Source organism: Mesorhizobium sp. M1143 (assembly GCF_040318435.1).
Classification (GTDB): Bacteria; Pseudomonadota; Alphaproteobacteria; order Rhizobiales; family Rhizobiaceae; genus Mesorhizobium.
The window spans coordinates 240,178-257,402 of the sequence record NZ_JAMYMJ010000003.1 but is presented as its reverse complement, the minus strand read 5'-3'; the positions used below and the strand labels follow the sequence as shown (position 1 = coordinate 257,402).

General features: G+C 56.0%; 14 protein-coding genes and 1 tRNA gene. 14 read left to right on the top strand and 1 reads right to left on the bottom strand.

Features of this window, described 5'->3' with window-relative positions:
* Positions 1–66: 66 nt before the first annotated feature.
* From NKH35_RS04485 to NKH35_RS04465, 5 genes are all read left to right on the top strand, one after another.
* Positions 67–261, top strand: a complete 195-nt coding sequence (locus NKH35_RS04485; RefSeq protein WP_352913488.1) for a hypothetical protein — start codon at positions 67–69, stop codon at positions 259–261.
* Between the two features lie 94 nt (positions 262–355).
* On the top strand, positions 356–847 hold the full coding sequence (locus NKH35_RS04480; RefSeq protein WP_352913486.1) for a rhodanese-like domain-containing protein: 492 nt from the start codon (positions 356–358) through the stop codon (positions 845–847).
* Between the two features lie 15 nt (positions 848–862).
* Entirely contained in the window at positions 863–2,251 is a 1,389-nt protein-coding gene (gene selA, locus NKH35_RS04475; protein WP_352913484.1) for an L-seryl-tRNA(Sec) selenium transferase, read from the top strand.
* A 23-nt stretch (positions 2,252–2,274) separates the two neighbouring features.
* The gene (selB, locus tag NKH35_RS04470; RefSeq protein WP_352913482.1) at positions 2,275–4,203 is read left to right on the top strand and encodes a selenocysteine-specific translation elongation factor; all 1,929 of its coding nucleotides are present in this window, start codon (positions 2,275–2,277) and stop codon (positions 4,201–4,203) included.
* A gap of 30 nt (positions 4,204–4,233) precedes the next feature.
* Positions 4,234–4,327 (top strand) — tRNA-Sec (locus NKH35_RS04465).
* Between the two features lie 81 nt (positions 4,328–4,408).
* Here the strand turns inward: NKH35_RS04465 and selD are convergent.
* Positions 4,409–5,455 (bottom strand): selenide, water dikinase SelD, encoded by a 1,047-nt coding sequence (gene selD, locus NKH35_RS04460; RefSeq protein ID WP_352913480.1) that lies wholly within the window; start codon positions 5,453–5,455, stop codon positions 4,409–4,411.
* A 192-nt stretch (positions 5,456–5,647) separates the two neighbouring features.
* On the opposite strand from selD, the gene NKH35_RS04455 reads away from it, so the two are divergent.
* From NKH35_RS04455 to NKH35_RS04415, 9 genes are all read left to right on the top strand, one after another.
* Positions 5,648–7,084 carry a cytochrome c family protein gene (locus NKH35_RS04455; protein WP_352913478.1) on the top strand — a complete coding sequence of 479 codons (1,437 nt, stop codon included), beginning with the start codon at positions 5,648–5,650 and terminating at the stop codon, positions 7,082–7,084.
* A gap of 173 nt (positions 7,085–7,257) precedes the next feature.
* Positions 7,258–7,881: a hypothetical protein gene (locus NKH35_RS04450; RefSeq protein ID WP_352913476.1), complete on the top strand. Its 624-nt coding sequence runs from the start codon at positions 7,258–7,260 to the stop codon at positions 7,879–7,881.
* Between the two features lie 633 nt (positions 7,882–8,514).
* The gene (locus NKH35_RS04445; RefSeq protein ID WP_352913474.1) at positions 8,515–10,542 is read left to right on the top strand and encodes a hypothetical protein; all 2,028 of its coding nucleotides are present in this window, start codon (positions 8,515–8,517) and stop codon (positions 10,540–10,542) included.
* A gap of 141 nt (positions 10,543–10,683) precedes the next feature.
* On the top strand, positions 10,684–11,922 hold the full coding sequence (gene dcm / locus NKH35_RS04440; protein WP_352913472.1) for a DNA (cytosine-5-)-methyltransferase: 1,239 nt from the start codon (positions 10,684–10,686) through the stop codon (positions 11,920–11,922).
* Positions 11,876–12,370, top strand: coding sequence for a very short patch repair endonuclease (locus tag NKH35_RS04435; RefSeq protein ID WP_352913470.1), 495 nt, complete (start codon positions 11,876–11,878; stop codon positions 12,368–12,370). The genes dcm and NKH35_RS04435 overlap by 47 nt, the downstream gene beginning before the upstream one ends.
* Positions 12,367–14,268, top strand: a complete 1,902-nt coding sequence (locus NKH35_RS04430; protein WP_352913468.1) for a DEAD/DEAH box helicase — start codon at positions 12,367–12,369, stop codon at positions 14,266–14,268. Before NKH35_RS04435 ends, NKH35_RS04430 begins: the two co-directional genes overlap by 4 nt.
* Positions 14,265–14,684: an EcoRII N-terminal effector-binding domain-containing protein gene (locus NKH35_RS04425; protein WP_352913466.1), complete on the top strand. Its 420-nt coding sequence runs from the start codon at positions 14,265–14,267 to the stop codon at positions 14,682–14,684. Before NKH35_RS04430 ends, NKH35_RS04425 begins: the two co-directional genes overlap by 4 nt.
* An 8-nt stretch (positions 14,685–14,692) precedes the next feature.
* Entirely contained in the window at positions 14,693–16,300 is a 1,608-nt protein-coding gene (locus NKH35_RS04420) for an ATP-binding protein (protein WP_140648127.1), read from the top strand.
* Positions 16,290–17,162 (top strand): HNH endonuclease, encoded by an 873-nt coding sequence (locus tag NKH35_RS04415; protein WP_352913463.1) that lies wholly within the window; start codon positions 16,290–16,292, stop codon positions 17,160–17,162. Before NKH35_RS04420 ends, NKH35_RS04415 begins: the two co-directional genes overlap by 11 nt.
* Positions 17,163–17,225 lie beyond the last annotated feature (63 nt).

Sequence of the window (17,225 nt, the reverse complement as noted above, 5' to 3'; positions counted from 1 at the left end):
TCTCAATCTCATCTTCAGTAGAGAAAGTGCGGCCTCCGATGGGCGCATTTCGATCGGGAGACCGCGTTGCGAGTACGCCAAATTCCTTCTGAACATCACACTGACTTCGTTTCCGCCGGTCGCGAGCGCGTCGTCGCCTTTGGTGTAGCCATGGGCCGGGTCGTTGATGTCATCCGCCCAGACCGCCGCATGAACGAAGGCGTATTGCGCCTTCTTGTCGTCCGGTACGCCGGCAATCCAAGCCAACAGCTTGAATTTTAGCCTCGCATCTTTGGTTCTAAGAATTCGTAACAGGGATTGGCAAGGCACTCAATTCGTGATTGTGCACGGTCAGCTACGGAGTCATCATCAATAGGTGCGTGAAAGACGAACCATTGACGACTTGCTTTTAGAAGCGCGTTCGCGCATTCGCCGCTATACGCCTGCGGAAGCCGCCGCCGCTGTCGCAGCCGGCGCCGTCGTTATCGATACGCGCTCAGACATTGACGTCCAAACCGAGGGCCGCATCCCCGGTTCGGTCTATTTCCATCGCAACGTACTTGAGTGGCGGTGCGATCCGGCGGCATCGCACAGCGATCAGCGAGTAAATGACGTTCGCCAGCGGCTGATCATCGTTTGCAACGACGGTTGCTCCTCAAGCCTTGCTGCCGCTTCACTCGTCGCGCTCGGCTTTGCCGAAGCAGGCGATCTGATCGGCGGTTACCGCAGCTGGGTCGCCGCTGGCTTGCCCGTCGATCGCGAGTGCGTCGAACCCAATGTCGCTGTGTGTCACAATCGCCAGCAAACCGTTAGCTGGCGGGAGCGTTTCAGCAAATTTGCGCAGGCGATCCAGATTCAGAAAAGCTGAGGTTCGAAGTCTCTCATGAGCAGCAATTTTGCCCGATTTCCATCAGTCGATCGCATACTTCGAAGCGCGTCCGGCGTCGAGGCTGCTGCCAAGTTTGGTCACTCAGCAACAGTTTCGATGATTCGAATATGTTTAGCCTCGGAACGAGTTTCTTCTGAATCGACCCCAACCGTCGAGAAGGTGGGGGAACTGGCCTTATCACTCCTTAAGGATCGGATGGCGCCTCGGATTAGACCAGTGTTCAATCTGACCGGAACCGTGCTGCACACCAATCTCGGACGTGCTTCGCTTGCAGAGGAGGCCATCGAGTCCGCAACCACTGCCATGAGGCGGCCGGTCAATATAGAGTACAACTTGAATTCTGGCAGACGGGGAGAGCGTGACGATCACATTGCCGATCTGCTCTGTGAATTGACCGGAGCGGAGGCGGCAACGGTCGTCAACAATAACGCAGCAGCGCTTCTGCTCACGCTCAACACATTGAGCCAAAGTAAAGATGCCATTGTCTCTCGAGGCGAACTCATCGAAATCGGAGGGTCGTTCCGCTTACCGGAAATAATGCAAAGTGCTGGAGCCCGGTTAGTTGAAGTGGGAACTACAAATCGCACCCATGCGAGGGACTACGAGCGTGCGATGGGTGCCGAGACCGGCACATTGTTGAAGGTACACACATCGAATTTCAAAGTGCAGGGTTTCACTGCCGAAGTGTCAACGAAAAAGTTGAGTAGCATGTGCAGGCCATTGGGTGTCCCTTTGGTGTTCGATCTAGGTTCGGGATCCTTTGTCGATATGTCAACCTTAGGGCTTCCTCATGAGCCCACAGTGCGCGAGTGTGTAAATGAAGGGCCTGATCTCGTACTGTTCTCGGGTGACAAGGTCCTTGGAGGTGTACAAGCGGGCTTCATAGTTGGGCGCAAGAAATTGGTCGAGAAAATCAACCAGAACCCGATGAAACGGGCCCTCCGCGTCGACAAAATCCGCTTCGCAGCGATAGAGGCGACGCTCAAACTTTATCTGAACCAAGAGCTGGCCCTGCGTCATATACCCACACTACGGCTGCTCACGAGACCACGCGAAAAGATCACTGAAGTGGCGCGAATGGTACTGGCCCATCTTAAGCCGAAGCTGGGTGCCGCCTTTTCTTGTAAAATTACTGAATGCGAAAGCGAAATTGGCTCTGGTGCCGCTCCGACGGCAACGATCCCTAGCGTCGCGATTGCGATTCGGCCGAAGGGCGACGCAAGCGTCGTCGCACTCGAGGAAGCGATGCGTCGACTCCAAGTCCCCGTTCTTGGGCGAATTTCACATGGAACCATGATTCTGGACTTTAGATGTTTGGAGGAAGAAAGCATCGGGGATTTCGTTAAGTCGATTGGCTCCTTAAAAACTAGACAAAGTCCGTAAGGTACATTTTCTGAGGCCGCCAAATGATCATTGGGACTGCTGGCCACGTCAATCATGGCAAGACCGCCGTGATTCGCGCATTGACCGGCGTCGACACCGATCGCCTTAAAGAGGAAAAAGCAAGAGGGATCACGATTGACCTGGGGTTCGCTTACCTGTCGGCCCCGGATGGCGCGGTCCTAGGCTTCATTGATGTGCCGGGGCACGAACGGTTCGTTCGTAACATGCTGGTCGGCGCGACTGGAATAGACTTCGTACTTCTTGTCGTGGCGGCTGACGATGGGATAATGCCCCAAACCCTCGAACATCTCTCCATAGTCGACCTTCTTGGCATCGAACATGGAATTGTTGCCCTCACGAAAACCGATTTGGCCCTTGATGTTCCGCAGTCAGATATTGTCTCTAAAGTCCAGGAAACGCTCGAACAGACCTCCATTGCGGGCGCAAAAATCGTTCCGGTCTCAACCATTACTGGCGAGGGAATCTCGCAACTTCGGAACGAGCTGTTTTTGGCTTCCGCCGACCACAAGCCCCGCCGGCTCGATGGTCGTTTCAGGATGACCGTCGACCGGTCTTTCACTTTGTCGGGTACCGGCACCGTCGTGACTGGCACAGTGCTTTCCGGAGCGGTCTCGATGGGCGATCACGTGTGTATCAGCCCGTCGGGGCTCGGAGCGCGTATACGTTCCATTCATGCGCAGAACCGGCCCGTGGAACACGCCAACGCCGGAGAGCGTTGCGCCCTCAACCTTTCAGGCGATGGAGTTACTCGGGATGCGGTATCACGAGGGAGCCTAATATTGGCCCCAGAATTGCATGCGCCGACCACTCGGATTGATGCAACGCTGCGGCTCCTCCGTTCTGAGACGAAGCAACTGCGTCAGTGGACCCCGGTTCGATTGCACCATGCCGCTGCCGATGTTGGCGCACGGGTCGTTCTCCTTGGCGAAAAGTCGATATCTCCTGGGGAAGAAGCCCTTGTCCAACTTGTCCTTGATCATCCGATTGCCTCTTCGGTCGGTGACCGTTTCATCGTCAGAGACACCAGTTCCCAGCGAACCCTCGCTGGCGGGCGTTTCCTCGATCTGCGCCCGCCAATGCGAAGGCGGCGCACGCCAGAGCGTCTGAAGCAGTTGGAGGCAAACGCAATTGAAAATCCATCGCTGGCGTTTGCTGCCTTACTCCGAACACCTCCACTTTGTGTTCACGTATCTGTGTTCGCTCGCGACCGCGCTCTAGGAGAGACCGAGCTCGAAGCCATTCTTGACCGCAACGAGGTCATTCGAGCGGAAACTTCTGCTGGGACGTTTGCGATATCCATAGAAACTTGGATAGAGCTGAAGCAAAGCAGCTTGGCGATCCTAAAGGCTTTTCACATCAACAACCCGGATGCTGCGGGCATTGGAATTGAGCGCTTACGGCTACAACTCGATCCCCGCCTGCCCGCGCCTGCCTTCCGATCGATTGTTCAAGGCATGGTGCGGTCGGGGGACCTTGTGCTCGACGGAACCTGGCTAAGACTGCCCGAGCATCGGGCAATGTTGACAACACGTGGCGAACAAGTTTGGGGGACAATCCGGCCGCTCTTAGACGCGGCAGATCGTTTCTGTCCCCCGCGAGTTCGTGACATCGCCGGCCTGCTGGCGATGTCCGAGCATGAAGTGCGGCGACTGTTGAAGCTCGTGGGTCGCATGGGGAAGGTGCACGAGGTTGACCAAGATCACTTCTTCTTGACCGAAACTTTGGCCGAAATCCTATCTATTGCTACTAAGATTTCCCTAGGCGCACCTAAGGGCGAGTTTACGGTAGCCAGTCTTCGCGATCGCCTCGACATCGGCCGCAAGGTGACCGTCAAGTTGCTTGAGTTTTTTGATCGGCATGGCGTAACGCTGAGGCGGGGCGATTTCCGTCGCATGAATATTCGCCGCCTCGACCTTTTTCGGATTGAGTAACACCTGGATCCGGAGGACAACTTAGTATCTGGAGGAGAATCGCTCCCTGGTGGGACGTCCGGACTTCAAATCCGGGAGGGGCCGTTAGCCGGTCTTTGGTGGGTTCGACTCCCACTCTCCTCCGCCTCTCGAAAGGGCCTCTGCTGGCTCGGTTCTCGGGTCCCTTTCCGTCCAAACAACGATCGTTGGCCGATCGCCCAGCATTTCAGAGCTCTACCCGAACTCTAGGTGTTCCTTCCTCGACTTGACCAATGATGCGCGAGGCGAAAAAGCCCGAATCTAAAATACGGTTGAGCACGCCCTGCGCCGCTGCCGCTTCGACGGCGATCAACAAGCCGCCAGATGTTTGTGGATCAGTGAGCAGGTCGCGCTGCCATTCCTTGATACCATCCGGCAAAACTATTGAGCCCCCATAGCTCGCCCAATTGCGCTTCGAGGCACCTGTCACACAACCGTTCCTGACCAAGCTTTCTGCATCCCCGAGAAAAGGTAGTTCGCTAAAGCGGAGCACAATAGTCTTCGACGAACCCGACGCCACTTCGAGTGCGTGGCCCAGCAATCCAAACCCGGTCACATCCGTTATTGCGTGAACGCCGGGATCCTTGGCCAGGTCCGCTCCAACCTTGTTGAGAAGCGTCGTCGTGGCGATCAATTCGGCATAGCCATCAGCGGATAATACACCTTTCTTGAATGCAGAAGAGTAAACGCCAACCCCAAGAGCCTTCGTGAGTATTAGCGCGTCACCAGTGTGAGCGTCGGCGTTGCGACGCACTTCCGTTGGGTGGCAGACACCAATAACGGCAAGGCCGTAGATAGGCTCTGGCGCATCGATCGAGTGCCCCCCTGCAATCGGGATATTGGTTGCAGCGCACACGGATGAACCGCCCTGTAGAATCCTTCGCACAGTGTCGATCGAGATCTTGCCGAGCGGCATGCCGAGAATGGCAAGGGCCATGATCGGTTTCGCGCCCATGGCAAAGATGTCAGATATGGCGTTGGTCGCTGCGATGCGGCCGAAATCAAATGGATCGTCCACTATCGGCGTGAAAAAGTCAGTGGTGGCAACGATGCAAAGATTGTCGTCGACCTGCCATACTGCGGCATCGTCTCCGGATTCTGTGCCGACTAAAAGTTGTCGATAGGCAGCGGCCGCCGGTTCGCTTGCTAAAAGTTCTTGCAGGACCGAAGGGGCAAGTTTGCATCCGCAGCCGCCTCCGTGAGCAAGTTCGGTCAGGCGCGTTGGCAGGTCCATTGCACGACTCCTTTTTAATCACCGGAACCGCTCCGGCGCTAGCTGTTGATGGGCGCCAGATAAGGACGAGGTGATTTCATGGTACTGTTTTTTGCCACTTCAAAAACAATGGCATCTAATCAGAACGACAATGACTTGACCATTCTCTAATCGACAAATAGTATTCACCCGGAATAATCCGCGAGCGAAAACATGTTCGGCGTTAACCGCAGAACACGAGTTTTACCACTGACCGCCTTTCTTTTGGCGTTACCTGCGGTTATTCCAACGGCGGCAAGCACAACAATTTGGGATCCGCCCGCGATCAATGTCTTTCCCGATCACCATGCCGTGGTAACGGGAAAAGAGGGCTTGGCGGGCTTTATCTCCGATGGCCGCATTTTATTCATGGCACGCTTTAACCTGCTGGACGGGGCTGGAAGACCTATGGCGACGGGTGACTCAAAGCCCACGATTCGTAATCCGGTTGGCAACCTGTTTCAGCGGATCGCGGGGCCCGATGCGAACTCATGCGCCGGGTGTCACAATCAGCCGTTCATCGGGGCAAGCGGAGACTTCGCGGCGAATGTTTTCGTCGGCGCGCATTTCTCGGATCCACCAACAGAGAGTATAGCAAGCTCGGGCACGAACGAACGAAATACAGTTAGTATGTTCGGGGACGGCGCAATAGAGATGTTGGCGCGCGAGATGACAGCAGACCTGTTGGATCTCCGAGATGAAGCGCGGGTTAGGGCGTCTGCCCTTCAACGAGACTATCGGGTCGCATTGATTACGAAAGGCATCGACTTCGGAAACCTCCTGGTACACCCAGATGGCACAGTCGATTGCGACGGGTTGCGAGGAGTAGATACTAGCTTGATCGTTAAACCTTTCGGCGTGAAAGGCGTCGCTGTGTCGCTTCGGGAATTCACGATCTTTGCCCTAAATCAGCATCACGGGATTCAGGCAGTAGAGAGGTTCGGTTGGCCCCGGACTGGCACGGACGATTTCGATGGCGACGGCGTGGCGGACGAATTCTCGGTTGGTCAAGTCAGTGCGTTAGCAACGTTCCAAGCAGTGTTACCCGCACCGGGTCGTCCTCAACCTACCGCGAGCACACGGCGTGGCGAAGCGCTGTTTAATGAGGTGGGCTGCGCGAGCTGCCATGTACCTAAGCTCCCGCTTCGGTCCCGTTGGTTTTTCGAGCCCAATCCTTACAACCGTCCAGGAGCGGTCGTTCCAAGCGATGTCGGCGGTCAGATCGCAGTGCCGCTTCCTGTCTCTGAGGACAGCGCTGTGTTTTCAGACTCCACTGGTCAGTTGTACGTTGCCGCCTATACCGATCTGAAGCGGCATGTGATCTGTGATGACGACGACCCCTTCTTCTGTAATGAGCGGCGGCGTCAGGATTTCGTTCCGACCAACCAGTTCCTGACTTCGAAACTTTGGGATGCAGGTAGTTCTGCCCCCTATGGTCATCGTGGTGACTTGCCCACGCTTTCGGAGGCAATTGTGCATCATTCTGGGGACGCAAAGGATGTGAAGCTGGCGTTTCTCGCGTTGTCAAATGAAGAAAAAACTGCGATCATTGTATTTTTGCAGTCGCTTAAAGTGACAAAGGACTTCTCAGGTTCGACCGGATGGAGGTAGAAATGAAAGAAAAATACTTCGTTACACGAATGATCGCAGTGTTGAGTGTTTTCATGCCGATTTATATCTTCGGGGCGAATGAAGCGCAGGCGCACGCCTACGCTTGACACCGCCTCTACGTTGACAGGTCTGTCACGCTGAGGTTCTACGAAACTGCATTTGACGAATCCGAGATGATTAACGTCCGGATGCTCGGAGCGCAGACAGAAGCTGATCATTGGCTGGAACAAGGAGTCCTCGCGGATCTCAAAGGTGAGGACGCTATTCCAATCCTCGAACGAGCCTTGCAAAAACTCAAGGATTCGCGCGCGGAAATGGATCGGGCCTATGATCAGATCGGTAAACTCATCGACATCGAAAAGAACAATAAGGCGATACCCGAGCACGACGCAGCGATCGAGAGGATTCTGAAGGCCTATCCGCCGATCGAGCGCGTCAGCTTGACCAATACCCGCTTCGCGAATATCGGCGCGGGAACCGGCATCGCGATAAATTACGGACCGATTGGTGCGAACTTTAAGGAGCTGCTGGAGAACTTGCGAACTGATTTGAAAATCCTCGAGCTTGAAACAGATCGCACAATTGATGCATTCGGTGACGTGTTGCCGATGGCACAGCACGGAGGCTTCGCTTCTATAGTGCTTTCCGGTCGCGCGCCGCTACCCGAGAGGGTCATGCATTCTGTAGACCAGACCATTGTGTTCGTTCAATTTCACAATCGAGCATGCCAAGCCGCGATCGCTGCCGATATGCAAGTCTATCCCAAAGGCTTGGAGTGGATACCGAAGCCTCCGTGATTCAGCTGAACTTGCCTTGGCTGGTTCAACAAAATTGATCGGAAAGTACCCGGCCCTGCAGACTACCTGCAGGGCCAACTCATTTACAATTTCGGCGAAGCACTTCCCCCAGAGACACCCTCAACACAATCACTTCGATATAGTACAGCGGCGAGGCGATACGAAAGTCTCTTGTGGGCGTATTGCGTTCGGGCGCGTGCACTCCCGCGTCGCTTACTATTTAGAGATCGAAGACATAGTGAAGTTCGCGGTGTATCCATACTTGGAAAATACGCAGGGCTTCGAAAGTCTTCCCGGCTTTCGCGCAACGACGCCAAAGGCCATGGCCCCGTGGGTCATTATGAATGAGGGCCACTCCTTCAGCGGCATTGCCTAAGAGAATTGTCTATCCAGCAATCGGAGTAGAGTACAGAACTCCGAGAAGCTAAGTGGCAGGCTATGGCCAAGTCTGAGGTGTGCCTTGGAAGGCACGGCTCATGAACCCCGCAGCTTTCTTCCACTTGCCGCCAGGGTCCGGAAATTCGGAAACCTGTGAATGGTTGGCCCATGTTTCGTCGAGCCTAGGAGTTCAAATAGCTTGCATCATCCACCAATCGCGGTGAAGTAACCTCCAACGTTCATCGTGCGCGAATCATGATCGATTTCACAATTGACCTATTCTGGCGGGCCAGACTGGCCGGCACCGCTCGGTCAGCCGACCCGCTGGTCGCCGGCTGGAGCTTCCCGAGTGCCGGCCTGCCCGGCTTCAAAGAAGCACCGCTCTCGCCGAGCGACCTTGGGGCTAGCGATGCCGCGTTGAACTCTGGCGTCATTCTCGTGTCGGCGCCGGGCGCAGTGGGCAAGTCAACGCTTGCCCGTCAGATCGCATTCGAAACCGGAGCGGTATACGTAGATCTTGCCAAATCCGAGCCGGTTGGTGGCAACTCGATTACCGGCGGTCTTGCAAAGGCTGCACTTTTCCCATCGTGGACGGCTGACAGTGTTGCTCTACTGATCGACGGTCTCGACGAAGCGCGTATTCGCGTAACTCAGGAGGCTTTTGAGGCGTTTCTTGGCGACGTGGCCGAGCTCGCGAAAGGCAGAAAAATGCCCGTCGTGCTCTTTGGCAGGACTGGAGCCGTACAGGATGCTTGGTTGATCTTAGCCGAAAAGGGCCAAGATCCTGCCATTCTTGAGGTTGGCTACTACGATCTCGAAACCTCCGTTGAATTTGCCGTCGCGGCGTTGCAGGCGAAACGGCCGGAGAAGCAGGTATCGGTAACGGAACGCGAAGCGCTGCAACTTATTCTCGGCAGGCTGCGAGAACAGACGAAAGGCGACGGCGACCGCTTCGCTGGCTACGCTCCCGTCCTTCAGGCGGTTGCAGATCACGTCAACGCAGAGAAGAATCCCGCCGTGCTTGTCGCGAGGCTGGAAAGCGGCGAGCAGCCCGTAACGCTTCTGACCGTGGCCAATGCCATTCTCGAACGCGAGCGCGGGAAGCTTGACACGCTTGCATTCGAGAACGCGTCTGTGCGTGAGCAGTTGTACAGCCCAAGCGAACAGCTGGGGCATCTCGCGGCGAGGTTGTATGGTTGCCCGGCACCTGCTCTGCAGGCGCTAACGCCCAAGGACGAACAGACCTATGCCGACGCTCTCAACACTTGGGTGGCCGAACACCCGTTCCTGAAATCGCTTCACAGCGCCTCATCCGTAGTGTTCGAGGCCATGATTGCCACTCATGCCTTGAAAAATCCGGCCATTGCGGACCAGGTTGTCGCGAGAGAACTGGCACGCGGCGCTGCCGCCAATCCCTTCCTCGCGGAATTCTATGTACTCGATCCGGCCGAGAGCGTGTTTCTCCCACCTGACCATGTGGGCATTGTGTACGCGTCGCTGCGCGCGAGGCTTGCGCTCGGTGACAGTGCCAGTCTGCTCGTTGAGGATGCCGACGGCGGCGAGGGACCGTCTCTTCGAGCAGAGGTGGAAATTACGTTTGCACCCAAGGGCTATGAACGCTCACGTGCGCTGAAATTTGAGACCGACTATTCGTCACCGCTTAAGCTCGGCAGCTATATCGAGGATATTGAGATTGCCGCATCTGAAGCCAATGTAGAGATCAGCCAAGGGAAGGAAGCAATATTAGTCGCACCGGTTTCAATCCAGTGCGAAGGCCTGATCATTTCTGCAGACCGGCTGATTGTAGAACCCTCGCGCACGGGTCAGCAGGTTGTTTTTCTGGAAGCAGCAACCTTCGTGGGTGCGGACAGCGCTTCAATGCCTACCGTAAGGTCGGGTGCGTCGCTAGCTGCATCATGGCCGGGAGTGCGAACTTATCCGTGGACCGCATTTGCTTCTGATCCATCGCCGGTCGACGATCAGCGGATCGTCGAGGGGCTTCGGCGCTTTCGTAAATTCGTCATCGCCTTCCGCTCGCACAGCAAGGGCGAGCTGGCCAGGTACCAAGGGAAGATCGAGAGTGGCCGGATGACAAAAGGATCGGGTCAGCGGATCCTTGACCATTTGGTGTCGTGCAAGATTCTTGAACTCGTCGGTCCAATGTACATTCTTTACCCAGACGAACTCGGAGCTGTCGCGGGCGCGACGTACGCTGACTGCGTCAGGCGCGTCTACAATCCGAAGACCATTGACTTCGTCAAAGCCGCTCTCGGGATAATGTGACGGAATGCGTTTCGGGGGCCGAACCGGCCTTCGGCCGAATTCGTTTAGCAACCTCAGTTCATGGTTGTTGGCATTTTGTTCATGTGACAGAATGTCAGAAAGATTCCCAGCGCCAGCCATTTTTTTTCTCCGAGGTTCCGAATGAGTTCCTTCACCGATCTCCGCCTACGCGCGGGTTTATCAAGACGCGACGTGGCCGACCGGATGGGGAGATCCGAGAGAACTGTGTACAGATGGGAAGAGGGAGTAACTGCGCCGCTAAAGCCCGCAATTGACCTTCTGCACACGATGGCCGGTAAGCGGAAGGCAGAGCGAGAGGCGTCGTTCACGTTTGTTGATCTGTTCGCCGGCATCGGTGGGTTTCGCCGAGCGTTCGAGCCTCTAGGCGGAGAATGCGTATTCACCTCCGAGTGGGACCGGTTCTCCCAGGTTACCTACCGAGCCAACTATAATCTCAATCACGACCTAGCGGGCGATATCACGCTGGTAGAGGCCGACGAGGTTCCCGCTCACGATCTCTTACTGGCTGGATTTCCCTGTCAGCCATTCTCACTGGCAGGTGTATCAAAGAAGAACGCGCTCAAGAGGCCCCACGGCTTTCAGTGTGACGTGCAGGGAACGCTGTTCTTCGATGTTGCACGGCTGATACAATATCATCGACCCAAGGCTTTCCTCCTTGAGAATGTAAAGAATCTGAAAAGCCATGATCATGGACGCACCTTCGATGTGATCATGAAGACCCTTCAGGAGGATCTTGGCTACCACGTCCAGACAAGAGTCCTTGATGCACGCTCCTGGGTGCCCCAGCACAGGGAGCGCGTCTTTATCGCCGGATTCCGGGATAAGAATGATTTTGACTTTTCGACGCTCGTCCTTCCCCCTCAGCGCATGAACCCCACACTGGGGTCCATTCTTCATCCGGAGGATGGTTCAGAGGAAGCTGATGGGGCGGTCCTGGTTGGCCCGAAATGCAAGGTATCGGACCGCTACACGCTTTCGGACAATCTGTGGAATTATCTTCAAGCTTACGCGGAAAAGCACCGCGAGAAGGGAAACGGGTTTGGCTTCGGGCTTTTCGGTCCCGGCGATGTCGCTCGCACTCTTTCAGCTCGCTATCATAAGGATGGTTCCGAGATTCTAATTCGCCAGAAGCGAAAAAACCCCCGCCGTCTCACGCCAATCGAATGTGCAAGACTGATGGGCTTTGAGCGTCCCGGCGATACGTTCAAGATACTCGTCTCCGATACGCAGGCCTACAGGCAGTTTGGAAATGCGGTCGTTGTTCCCGTCGTCAAAGCCGTCGCTGAACACATGATGCCGTGGATAGTCAGCGATGCAAAGCCAGCAGCCAAGAAAGGACGCACGAAAGCCGTTGCCTGATATCGTAAGCGAGGAAACCAGAAGCCGGATGATGTCCGGCATCAGGGGTAAGGATACGAAACCCGAAATTCTGATCCGAAAGGCCCTGCACGCTCGCGGCTTTCGTTATCGTCTGCACTCAACCGGCATTCCAGGCAAGCCTGATATCGCGCTGCCATCACGGCGGGCCGCCATTTTCATCAATGGTTGCTTCTGGCATGGCCATGACTGCCATCTCTACCGACTTCCATCAACACGGCCGGAATTCTGGCAGACGAAGATCGATCGCAATCGTGCACGCGACGAGTTGGTTAGGGCACAGCTTGTTGCCAAGGGCTGGCGGCACCTCACGATATGGGAATGCGCAATCCGCGGTCCGACAAGGATTGGCATCAATGAGACCGTTGAACGTGCGCACCGCTGGATCGAAAGCACGACGGGAAGTTCCGAGATACGGGGTATCGCGTGAGACAATGGGTTCTTGATAACGGCTTCCTCAAAATCGCGGAAAGCTCGGGCATCGCTGACGTAACAGCCGATGAGATCTATCGTGCCGTTATAGAGAACGATGCCCCTTGGCCCGATTTGCAGGCAGGGAAGAGTGGCGCCGCGGCGGCGCTGACGTTTTCGCGCTACCCGGCATCACTTTCGATTGTGATGAACGGTCCCCTGGAGGGCGTACTGCCCCACCTGACTTACGAACTCCGCACGCAGGGCGGTCACACATTCATGGTGTCGGCAGAAGCCGTTCTTCATGGTCACGTGATCGTTGAAGATACCTGGTATCCCCTGCTTCCCGAAAACATTGAGGAGCTAAGCGGTCTGCTAGGTTCGGTCCGTCCGGGACAAAATCCAAAAAGCCTGCGCGAGGTCCTCGGACTGCGAGAGGCCGCTCTCCGGAGCGGGCCAGTAATCGACAGGATGTCGACGGGTGCGCTCGATGCCGTTGCCTTGGCCGGGAAGGCCGGACCGGCTCCGGACGGCATCCGCGCAAATCTTTATAATTATCAGGCCGGCGGCTGGCGCTGGCTGCGCTTCATCATGCGCGAACGCCTGGGCGGTCTGCTGGCCGACGAAATGGGGCTTGGAAAGACCCTCCAGATCATCAGTGCCGTTCGTGACCCGGGCACCGGCTCTGCCTTACAGGATGTCCTGGTTGTCGCCCCAGGCTCGCTACTCGAGAACTGGAAACGCGAACTCGCAAAGTTTGCTCCGGACCTTGCCGTTCTGAAGCATCACGGGTCGCTTCGCACGGGCAGACCGGCCGAACTTTCCGGCTACAATGTGGTTATCACGTCGTATGACACGGTCATCCGCGATCTCTCCCTTTTGAAGTCGATAGCGTGGAGTGTGATGATCGCGGATGAGGCCCAGAACATCAAGAATCCGGATGCCCTTCGCACGCGATGCCTGAAAGAAATTCCGCGTGCAGTCGGGCTCGCAATGACAGGCACACCAGTGGAAAACCGGCTGACTGACCTGTGGTCGATCATGGATTTTGCGGTGCCGGGATATCTCGGCGACATCGGTTCATTCAGGAAAGCGTATGACGACACTCCTGAGGGTGCTGCAATTCTCGAGCCCGTCATTTCACCGCTGATGCTGCGACGGCGCGTTGTTGATGTAGCAACCGATCTGCCCGAGCGTATCGATATTCCGGAGGCTATCGAACTGACGGAGAGCGAAGCGTCAGAATATGAGCGTATACGGGCGGAAATCGTGGAGAAGTACGGTGCGGCGGCTACGCTGGTTTCACTGACCAGCCTCAGGCAGTACTGCGCCCATCCATCACTTTTGGATTCGGAAGAAGACCTAGCGACCGTCGAGTTCTCAAAATTCCAGAGGCTCCTCGAAATCCTGACTGAAATCAGTGCATCCGGTGAAAAGGCGATTGTCTTCACATCGTACAATGGCATGGCCGACAGAATCGCACATTCCGTCCGCGATCAGCTGCGCGTTGAGGCGTACACGTTGGATGGTCGCCTCGAAATCGATGCACGTCAGCCGCTGATCGATCATTTCTCCCGCATGGAGGGAGCCGCGGTTCTTGTGCTCAATCCCAAAGCGGGCGGCTCCGGGCTGAACATCACGGCCGCTAATCACGTCATCCACTATAACCTCGAATGGAATCCCGCACTGGAAGACCAGGCTTCAGCGCGAGCACACCGGCGCGGACAGACCCGACCTGTAACAGTTCGACGAATGTTCTGTGCCGGCACAGTCGAGGATGTTGTCAATGCACGGGTCGAGCGTAAGCGGCAGATTTCGTCGAGTGCGATCGTGGGCGTTCGGGGAGCCGAGAACGACTACGCCGACATTCTGGCCGCATTGCAATCGTCCCCCTTGCGTGGGAAATTGACTGCATGAGCGAAATCCGGTCCATTTCCAAGATTTTGAGCGCCAACGACACGGGAGAGACCGGGGGTCATCAGGCTGGCATTCTCGTGCCCCGGGACAGCAAGCTCCTTGCCTTCTTCCCAGCGCTTGACGCGAAGAAATACAACCCGCGCGTTCACCTGACTTTTCAGGATTCAGATGGTCTTAACTGGGAATTCGCTTTCATTTACTACAACAATAAGTTTTTCGGTAAGACGCGGAATGAGTATCGTCTCACGCGGATGACGAAATATATCCGCGACTCCGGTCTGGCGGTCGGGGATGAGGTTGTCCTTAGTCGTGACGAAAACGACGGATATTCCGTATCCTTTCGCCGCGAGCGGTCAGTCACCGCTCCCGGAAAGGTCCTTGAGCTTGGATCCGGCTGGCGGATTATCGATATCTGAGAGGTAGCATGTCGCACGTTGAAAACATCAATTCTCCACCGGACCCCGGCCGGACCATGGCGGGTCTGCGCGATACCGGCTACAATTTTGAAACTGCTATTGCGGACCTCGTCGACAATTCGATCGCTGCCCAGGCGAACATTGTCGACATACGCGTGACGATGGATTTTCGCGGAAAGCTCCGGGTTTCCATTGCAGATGACGGCACTGGGATGGATCGGACCGGCCTTCTCGAGGCGATGCAATACGGATCACCCAAGCGGCCAGACCCGGCAAGCCTCGGTAAGTATGGACTCGGCCTTAAGACGGCATCTACGGCATTCTGTGAATGCCTGAGCGTCATCTCGCGAAAGAACGGCGCCGATCCGACTCTGATGGCGACATGGGACCTTGAGCACGTTACGCATGCCAAGAAGTGGGAACTTCTGCTATCAGACAGCCCTGACCCCGAAGCGCTGGAGCATCTCAACAAGATCGCTCCCGAGAAGTCCGGCACCGTCGTCCTCTGGACCAAGATCGATCGCCTGATGAAAGACTATCAGGCTCCTGAAGGCGCGCCGGCCAAAAAGGCCCTGCAAAAGAGGATTGAACAACTTCGGGAGCACCTCGGCGCTACCTATCAGCGTTTTCTCGATCCGAATGATAAACGTGCACGCAATGTCATCATCGTGCTCGATGGGTACCCGGTTATCGCATGGGACCCTTTCCAGCAGGGTCTCTCGGAACTGCTGGTGCAGGACACAATCACGGTGAAGGGTCCTGACGCACCGTTCACCGTGCGCGCTTTCATACTGCCGCGTCGTGAAGAATTTCCCACCGAGGAGATGGCGAAGGCCGCAAGACTCTCTTCAGACCGGCAAGGTATGTATATCTACCGGCAGGAACGTCTCATCCATTCGGCAGACTGGCTTGGCATGTTTCAGCAGGAGCCGCACAGCACGCTCCTTCGTGTCGAGTTTTCATTCGATCACAGGCTGGACGAGGCCTTTCACCTGGACATCAAGAAATCGCAGATTATCCTGAACGACGCCTTGTGGAACTGGCTGAAAGAAAGCTTTCTTCCAGCTCCCCGCCGCGAGGCAAACCGCCGATACCGCCTCGGTCAGAGAGCCGATGTCACAAAGGCTAGCAAGGGCGCCCATGACGCGTCCAACCGGACAATCGCCAACAAAGAAGCCGATGTTGGCGGGGCCGTTGTCAACGTCAAGAATCCGAACACCAACGAGGTCATCGTCACCAATCCCAACGGGAAATTCACACTCGTTCTTCCGATCGGAACGGCCGCCAAGCCAGGGGAGGTTTACGTTCAGCCCGTTGGTGAAATTGCCGATGGGCTCCTGTTCGAGCCCGCCTTTATTGACGGACATCGGGCGGTCCAAGTGAATACTGCGCATCCCTATTATCACAAGGTTTATGTTCCGAATTTCAAGGAAAGCGTAACCATCCAAGGAATGGATTCACTGCTCTGGGCGCTTTGCCTCGCTGAGCTCAACGCGACGAGCGACAAGACCGCAGAATCCTTTGCGGACATGCGATTTGAAGTCTCGCGCATTCTTCGAAAGCTGGTCGAGAGCCTCCCGGAACCCGAAACGGGAAGCAAGCAGGATGTTGCTTGATCCGGTCACACTTGCCGGGCGGATTTCCAGCGAGGCCGGACTTCAGCTCTCATCAGAGGGCGGTGCTGACGAAGACCGTCATCAGTGGATCGTATTGCGCCCGGCGGAGCTTGACCCAGCGCACACCTTTGAGATCCGGATTTCCATACTCTGGCGCCGGCTGAAGATCGAATTTCTCCCAGGGAAGTTTGCGCGACCTCTGCTTGCAGAGATGGCGAAAGCCGACGAGGACGGCAGGGCAGCCTTTGGTTCCATCGTACGCGACCTTGCGCTTCGCGGAGCATCATTTGAATGGCAAGTGGACGGGGTTTCCATTCCCTTTGATGCTCCTGACATCTGGGGACGCGATTGGTCACGGATGAGACTTCAGTTGAATCGCGGAAATCTGGAGCTTGGCATCGATGAAGGGCGTTCGGATTTCGAGATTGTAAGCGAATGGACGCAGCGTTTTGTAGCAGCGATCGTGGCGTTGCTGCCTCTTGAAGCGGTTCAGACAGAAAGGAACGAACTTCCACCAGGATTTCCCGAAGGTGCTGCGGCACCAATGCTGGTCAATCGATACGAGCGCGACCGTCGCAACAGGGCGGCGGCTTTAGCCATTCACGGCACGCGCTGCAAGGCTTGCGGGGTCGATTTTGGGGAACGATATGGCCCGATTGCTGCGGGGGTTATCGATATCCATCACACGACCCCGCTCTCGCGACTGGGAGAAGACTATGTCATTGATCCGTTCAACGACTTAGTTCCGCTTTGTCCAAACTGCCATCGCGTGGCACACAGGACCGACCCACCTCTGAAGGTGGAAACAATCACGGCAATCATGCAGCAGCGATTTGGCGGGCCCCCAAACGCCGCTAGTTAAGGATGATCTGCCGAGAGCCGACCGTCCCCTCCATCCCCTCATCTACCGTGGGAAGCCATTTCG